Here is a 6990-nt window from a genome sequence, read left to right on the forward strand (position 1 = left end):
CCTTCACGTCCTGGCGGTCGGGCAGGCCCAAGTGCTCCTTGGGCGTGACATAGCAGAGCATCGCCGTGCCGAACCACCCGATCATCGCCGCCCCGATGGCGGAGGTGATGTGGTCGTAGCCGGGGGCGACGTCGGTGGTCAGCGGGCCGAGCGTGTAGAAGGGCGCCTCCTTGCAGAGGTCCTGCTGCAGGTCGACGTTCTCCTTGATCTTGTGCATGGGCACGTGCCCCGGCCCCTCGACCATCACCTGCACGTCGAACTCCCAGGCCCGCTGGGTCAGCTCGCCGAGGGTGCGCAGCTCGGCGAACTGGGCCTCGTCGTTGGCGTCGGCGATCGACCCGGGCCGCAGCCCGTCGCCCAGCGAGAACGCCACGTCGTAGGCGGCGAACAGCTCGCACAGCTCGTCGTAGTGGGTGTAGAGGAAGTTCTCCTGGTGGTGGGCCAGGCACCACGCGGCCAGGATCGACCCGCCCCGGCTGACGATCCCGGTGGTCCGGTCGACGGTCAGCGGCACGTAGCGCAGCAGCACGCCGGCGTGGATGGTCATGTAGTCGACGCCCTGCTCGGCCTGCTCGACGACCGTGTCGCGGAACACCTCCCACGACAGGTCCTCGGCCACCCCGTCGACCTTCTCCAGCGCCTGGTAGATGGGCACGGTGCCGATGGGCACGGCGCTGTTGCGGATGATCCACTCGCGGGTGGTGTGGATGGCGGGGCCGGTCGACAGGTCCATCACCGTGTCGGCACCCCACCGGGTGGCCCACTGCAGCTTGCCGACCTCTTCGGCCGCCGACGACGTGACCGCGGAGGTGCCGATGTTGGCGTTCACCTTGGTGAGGAAGCGCTTGCCGATCACCATCGGCTCCGACTCGGGGTGGTTGACGTTGGCGGGCAGGATCGCCCGGCCGGTGGCCACCTCGTCGCGCACGACCTCGGGGTCGAGCCCCTCCCGCAGCGCCACGAACTCCATCTCGGGCGTGACGTCGCCCCGGCGGGCGTAGTGCATCTGGGTGACCCGCTTGCCGGGGTTGGCCCGCAGGCGGGGACGCTGGGCGCTGTCGCCGGGGAACGGCTCGGCGTCGACCTTGCCGGCCCGGGCGGCGCCGCGCCCGTCGTCGCGCAGCGAGGCGATGCGGCCGGCGTAGTGCTCGACGTCGGCCCGCTCGTGGATCCAGGGGCCTCGCAGCGGCGCCAGCCCGGCCTCGGGCGAGAACCCCTGGGGACCGCTGGTGTCGTAGAGGCGCACCGGTTCGTCGGGGCCGTCCAGGACCACCTCGGTGAACGGCACCTGCACGTCCGGACGGGTTCCCGCGACGTACGCCTTGCGGCGGTCGGCCATGGCCATCACTCCCTTCGCCGGCATTACCCGGATCAGGTCGGCGGTCGGCGCCGTGTGCGCCCTCTCAGCCCGGTCGTGTCCCCGAGCTCCCGCGTGGTCGGTTGTCGACCTGCACGCTAGCCCGGCCGATAGCGTCCTGGGCATGGAGACTGGGGACGATCCGGCGGTCACGTTCGCGGACCAGCTCGACCTGTCGCCCTCGGTCGACGGCCGCTACAAGGTCGACGTCAGCGCCGACTGGAACTGCCCGATCGTCCCGCAGGGCGGGTTGATGGCCGCCCTCGCCGCCCGGGCCATGGCGTTGGCGCTGGTCGACGACAACGCCGACGACGAGCTGCGCCTGCGCACGCTGACCACGGTGTTCGCGGCCCAGGTCGCGGCCGGTCCCGTCGAGGTGGACGTCGACGTGCTGCGCCGCGGGAGGTCGATGTCGCAGGTCCGGGCCGACGTCCGGAGCCACGGCGCCGACGCCGGCCACACGTCGGTCGCCGTCTTCGGACGCGCTCGACCCGGCTTCGAGTTCACCGACGCCACGATGCCCAAGGTCCCTCCGCCCGACGAGTGCCCGTCGTGGCGTGACCGCAGCCTCGACGACCTGCACCCCGACCGGCCGCCCTTCCCGTTCTGGGACAAGGTGGAGGGTCGCGCGGCGTTGGGGCACGCGCCCTGGGACGACTGGGTCCCCACGAGCTCGGAGTGCGCCACCTGGTACCGCTTCGACGAGCCGCCCCTGCTGGCCGACGGCACGCTCGACCCGCTGGCCGTGCTCACGCTGTGCGACACCATGCCGGGCGCGGTCGGCGAGCGGATGGGCCCGGGCACGCCCTTCTGGCTGCCGCCGAGCGCCGACCTCACCGTCCACCTCTTCGGCGACGCCCGCTCCGAGTGGCTCCTGGCCCACTACCGCGCCCACCACGCCGGCGACGGCTACGTCTCGGTCGGCGCCGACCTGTGGGACCCGGCGAGCGGCCTCGTCGCCCACGCCACCCAGGTGATGTTCCTCGTCTTCCCCAACGGCCCCCCGGTCGACGACGAGCGCTACCCCGCCGACCAGCGCCAGCGCCCGGGCGATGCCTGAGCTCAGCGTCGGGTCGTTCAACCTGCACATGGGCAGGGGGTACGGGGGGCACGACGCGCCGTTCTACGACGTGGCGGCCGCGGCGAAGGAGGTCGACACCGACCTGCTGGTGCTGCAGGAGGCGTGGGTGCCGGACGACCCCGACGTCGACGGGAACGTGGTGGAGATCGCGTCGGCCCTGGGCTACGAGGTGGCGGCGACGTTCGGCATCGCCCGGGCCACCTGCCACGACCAGGTGCGGCTGGCGGGGCGAGAGGGCGACGCCGGTGACGGCGACTGGATCATCGCCGTCCTCTCCCGACTGCCGGTCGCGAGCGCCGAGGTCGTCCCCCTCGCCCCGCAGCTGCCACGCGACCCCGCCCGAAGGGCGGTCCTGCGGGTCGCAGTGGACATCGGTGGCTCCACGTTCACCGTGGTGGGCACCCACATGCCGCTGCTCAAGGACCCGGTCTGGCGTCTCGGGCCCTCCCTGCGAGAGGTGCTGCCGCCGACCACCGAAGCTGCGGCGTTCGCCGGCGACATGAACATGTGGGGCTGGTGCATCGACCGGCTGGTGCCCCGGGGCTGGCGCCGGGCCGTGCGGGGCCGCACGTACCCGTCGCACCGCCCACACAGCCAGACCGACCACATCCTGGTCACCCCGGTCGTCGAGGTGGTCGAAGCGCTGGTCGTCCCCCAGACCCGCTCCGACCACCGCCCCGTCACCGCCCGACTCCGCTTCGCCTGAGCCTGCCCGCGAACCTGCCCTCGGACGAGGGGAGTGGGTCCTCGTTCGCGGGCAAGTTCGATCAGGCGGCAGCTAGCCGGCGAAGTCCGGCGCGCGCACCGATGGTGTCGCTGCCGGCGGCGTCGGGACGGGCTCCGGCGTGTCGTCCGGACCACCGGGCTCGTCGTCGTCCGGTGTCGTGGTGGGCGTCGATCCCGGGACCGTGGTCGTGCTCGAGTCCGGCTCGGTGGTCGTCGAGCCCGGGGGCTCGGTGGTGGGCGGCGTCGTCTCGCAGCCGGTCACCCAGAACACCTTGAACTTGGTGTCGGCGCCCTGCGAGCCGTCGGCGTGGACGGTGAGCTTCACGTGCCAGCCCTGCACGGGGTGCGGCTCGATCGTCGCCAGCGCGTCGCTCAGGTCGTACTCCTGGCTGGCGTCGTGGCCGGCCTCGCTGCCGCCGCCGTCGTTCGAGTCCTCGCCGATGAAGACCGTCTTCGGCTCGACGTCGAGGACGACACCGCTCGGGTTGCTCGGCGGGTGAGCCGTGAACGTCACGTCGGCGAAGAGGTCGCCGCCCTCGTCGTAGCCGTAGAAGTCGATGTCGAACTTGCAGTCGACATGCGGCTCGTTGCCGGGCGTGATGTCGAACGGCGCGCCGTCGACCTTGATCGTGCCGTTGTTCCCCGGCGGATCGGCGGGGGGTTCTGCCCCGGCCGCACCGGTTCCGACGGCGACTGCGGTGAGCAAACCACCGCAGATCGCCGCCAGAACCAGGCGCATCCGCGTCACCTGCACCATTGCGTTTCCCCTTCTGTAGGCCCGGCGCCCGATGGTGGAGTTGGGACTTGTCCCACCGGACGCCGGTCTGTCGTTCGCAGGGTCGTGATCGCCTGCAAGCGGTGAAGGGGTACGCCCTGGCACGTTTCCGTCTACCTACCCTCAGCTGGCCACTTGCACCGAGCTAGGGGCGACCGTGGCCTTGGGACTGGTCGGGTAGGGACGGGACGGTGCTCGGGATGACCTCGGGCTGACCGCCGTTGCCGTCGCCGCCGTTGCCACTCGGCACCGAGTCGGGCGCGTGGGGTTCGGCGGGCGTTTCGTCGGCCCGGTCCAGCCCGGTCGAGTCGGGCTGGCCCGGGCCCTCATCGGAGGATCCGGCCGAGTCCGGGCGGTGATCGGCCCCGGGCGCCTCCTCCGAGATCTGCTGGCCGTCGACGCCGTTCTCCCCGTCGCTCCCGCCGGTGGCGTCGTCGGACACCTCGTCGCCGAAGTTCTCGGGATGCTCGGGCGCCTCGTCGGCGAAGTCGACCGGCGACACGGTCTCGATGGCGCCGCGGACGGCGTCGTTGGCGGGACCGGGGAGCGCGCCGGCAGCCCCCGCTCCGGCGACGCTCGCGGCGGCGATCGCCGCCCCCAACCCGATCCTGGCGGCTGTGCCGAGGCTTGCGACCCTGGCGGCGATCGCGGCGAATCGTCCGACATCCATGCTGTGCGTCTCCTGGTTGATCTTGGTGTCACCACGCAAGATCCGAGCCAGTTCGTCGGAGGGGGCCGGCCCCGGCAGGTCCACCGCCGCAGTGCGTACCTGACGGGCAAAGGCCACCAACGGATCGAACCGGCCGTCGATGGGACGACTCTGGACGATCGCCTCGACGGTGTCGTCGTCCAGGGCCCAGCGCCGGCGGATCTGCGAGGTGTGGCTCATGTCAGCGTCGTGATCGCCCGGCCTGGTCACAGGGGTACGCCTTCCCGTTCGAGGATGCGGCCGACCGCCCGGAAGCCCCGCCGCTGCAGGGCCTTCACCGCCCCGGGGGTCTTGCCGATCGTGGCCGCCACCTCGTCGACGGTGAGCCGCCCCACCAGCCGGAGGAGCAGCACGTCGCGCTGGTCGGGGACGAGCCGGTCGCACAGCTCGCGGACCCGCTCCACCGCCAGCGACTGGATGGCCGTCTCGGCGACGTCGTCGGGGGCGGGGGCGTCGTAGTCGTCGCCCATCGCCGTGACCAGCGAGTGCCGCACGGCCCGCCGGCGCTCGTCGATCAGCCGCCGGTGGGCGATCGTGAACACCCACGAGCGGAAGCCGGCCTCGTCGCCGCGGAACGTGGCGACCTTGCGCAGCACCGCCACGAAGACCTCGCTGGTGAGGTCCTCGGGCTCGTGGGCCCCCTGCATGCGCAGGTAGCCGGCGACGATCGGGCTCAGCGTGGTGAAGATCCGCTCCAGCGCCCAGGGCGCGCCGACGACAGCTGCCGCCAGAACTGCGTCGAACTCACCGTCGAACCTGTCCATCTGCGCCATCGAACCTTTGTCGCAATCGCCCCGACCCGCCCGAGGGGCACGCCCTCGAGCAGATCGGGTCGATCAGGTCAGCGCAAGAGGCCTACGACCCCAGGTCGGGCGCCGGGTAGTCGAACACGGCCTCGGGGGGAAGCTCGTCGACGATCGTCAGCGAGTCGGGCTCGACGAACAGGCCCGCCTCCTCGGCGTTCTCGGGGAAGTTGCCGATCGTGTAGCGCTCGCCGCCGTTGGCGAAGCGGTACAGGCCCTCGCCCTCCTGACCGGTCTCGTCGGTGCCCGGAGCCTCCGGGTCCCACCAGATGACCGCGGCGTCCTCCGACCCGCCGTAGTCCGGCGCGTCGTCGCCCCACACCCCGTGGAAGCCGAACGAGAACTGCGGCCGGCTCGGGTAGCCGCCGCTGATCGGGTAGCGGAACATGCCGTCGCGGAACGTCTCCGGCGTCAGCTCCTGGCCAGCCAGGTGGATGCCCTGGAAGAGGTAGCGCACCGGGGGGAGGATGGCGGCGTACGCGTTGTTCGCCGGCTCCCTGCCGTAGGCCCAGTCGTGGAGGAGCCACGAGTCGGAGCTGGCGTCCTCGCCCCGCAGCGGCGTCAGGCCGATGCCGAAGCCGTTGGCCCACTGCGCCTGGTCGAACGTCCGGGCGAACACCGCGGTGTCGGCGTAGAGGGCTGGGCCGAGGATCCACTCGGGGTGGTAGTCCTGGGCCGTGGCCTCCTCGGTGAGCGCCTTGGGCATCAGCGGGTCGCCGTAGAAGATCACGGTGGTCACGCCGTCGTCCTCGAGCCGGGCGAGCAGGGTGCGGGCGTCCTCCTGGATCGTGGCCGGGTCGAGGATGAACTCGATGTCGGTGGTGACGTCGACGCCGTTGTCGGTCAGCGCGTCGGTCAGCGCCTCGGCGACGGCGCTGTGGGTGCCGTCCTCGGTGTTGTAGTGGACGAGGGCGTAGCGCCGGTCCTTCGCCTGGGTGGCCGGGTCGCCGGCGAGGGTGGCCTTGCCCGGGCCGGCGAGGTTGCCGATCAGCTCGCCGGCCATCTGCGCCGCCTGGTCGGGCGACGGGCCGATCTGCCACATGTAGGGCTCGTGCTCGGTGGTGACCTCGTCGGGCAGGGTGTTCGCGCACGGCCCGATGCAGACGATGTCACGGCTGGCCAACTCGGCGCCGAACACCGACGACGACTGGAAGGGCCCGCCGATCACGGCGAACGGCTCCATGTCGGCGATCTCGACGGCGTCGGCGCGGGCCGCCTCCTCGTCGTCGGAGGCTCCCGAGCCGAGGTAGTCGACGATTCGCACCTCGCGGCCGTAGGTCTCGTAGTACTCGGCGAAGATCGCGGCGTAGTCGTGGACCGTCTCGAACGCCGTGTCCGGGTCGACGTCGACCCCGGTCGCCCGCACCAGCGCCGCCCCGACCGGGTCGACGTCGGGGTCGGTCTCGTAGCGCACCACCACGATCTCGTCGCCGGTGACGCCGGGCGACGTGGCGCCGCCGTTGTCGCCGTCGAAGGGCTCGACGCACGGGGCCGAGTACATCGTCGGGATCGCCACGCGGCCGAGCTCGGTGTCGCAGG

At 72.0% G+C, this 6990-nt stretch carries 7 protein-coding genes and 1 riboswitch; of the genes, 2 read left to right on the top strand and 5 right to left on the bottom strand.

What is annotated here, in order from left to right; genetic code table 11:
* Positions 1-1345: phosphomethylpyrimidine synthase ThiC (gene thiC, locus VK611_02125; protein ID HMG40087.1), on the bottom strand; the 1345-nt coding region annotated here is incomplete at its 3' end.
* Positions 1332-1442: riboswitch (TPP riboswitch) on the bottom strand. It overlaps the preceding gene by 14 nt.
* A gap of 39 nt (positions 1443-1481) precedes the next feature.
* Between thiC and VK611_02130 the strand changes: the two genes are divergently transcribed.
* Positions 1482-2417 carry a thioesterase family protein gene (locus VK611_02130; GenBank protein ID HMG40088.1) on the top strand — a complete coding sequence of 312 codons (936 nt, stop codon included), beginning with the start codon at positions 1482-1484 and terminating at the stop codon, positions 2415-2417.
* Positions 2410-3144: an endonuclease/exonuclease/phosphatase family protein gene (locus VK611_02135; GenBank protein ID HMG40089.1), complete on the top strand. Its 735-nt coding sequence runs from the start codon at positions 2410-2412 to the stop codon at positions 3142-3144. The genes VK611_02130 and VK611_02135 overlap by 8 nt, the downstream gene beginning before the upstream one ends.
* Before the next feature lie 72 nt (positions 3145-3216).
* On the opposite strand, the gene VK611_02140 is transcribed toward VK611_02135, so the two are convergent.
* From VK611_02140 to VK611_02155, 4 genes are all read right to left on the bottom strand, one after another.
* The gene (locus VK611_02140) at positions 3217-3921 is read right to left on the bottom strand and encodes a hypothetical protein (GenBank protein HMG40090.1); all 705 of its coding nucleotides are present in this window, start codon (positions 3919-3921) and stop codon (positions 3217-3219) included.
* Positions 3922-4084: 163 nt separating this feature from the next.
* Positions 4085-4828 (bottom strand): hypothetical protein, encoded by a 744-nt coding sequence (locus tag VK611_02145; protein HMG40091.1) that lies wholly within the window; start codon positions 4826-4828, stop codon positions 4085-4087.
* A gap of 26 nt (positions 4829-4854) precedes the next feature.
* On the bottom strand, positions 4855-5412 hold the full coding sequence (locus VK611_02150; GenBank protein HMG40092.1) for an RNA polymerase sigma factor: 558 nt from the start codon (positions 5410-5412) through the stop codon (positions 4855-4857).
* A gap of 91 nt (positions 5413-5503) precedes the next feature.
* Positions 5504-6990 (bottom strand): ABC transporter substrate-binding protein (locus VK611_02155; protein ID HMG40093.1); only part of this gene is annotated, 1487 nt, incomplete at its 5' end.

This window comes from Acidimicrobiales bacterium (assembly GCA_035316325.1).
GTDB lineage: Bacteria > Actinomycetota > Acidimicrobiia > Acidimicrobiales > VFJN01 > DASXTK01.

What these genes read in the sequence shown, in the direction of transcription:
- VK611_02130 (HMG40088.1), top strand. Translation starts at nt 1,482, where the DNA reads ATGGAGACTGGGGACGATCCGGCGGTCACGTTCGCGGACCAGCTCGAC.
- VK611_02135 (HMG40089.1), top strand. Translation starts at nt 2,410, where the DNA reads ATGCCTGAGCTCAGCGTCGGGTCGTTCAACCTGCACATGGGCAGGGGG.
- VK611_02140 (HMG40090.1), bottom strand. Translation starts at nt 3,921, where the DNA reads ATGGTGCAGGTGACGCGGATGCGCCTGGTTCTGGCGGCGATCTGCGGT.
- VK611_02145 (HMG40091.1), bottom strand. Translation starts at nt 4,828, where the DNA reads ATGAGCCACACCTCGCAGATCCGCCGGCGCTGGGCCCTGGACGACGAC.
- VK611_02150 (HMG40092.1), bottom strand. Translation starts at nt 5,412, where the DNA reads ATGGACAGGTTCGACGGTGAGTTCGACGCAGTTCTGGCGGCAGCTGTC.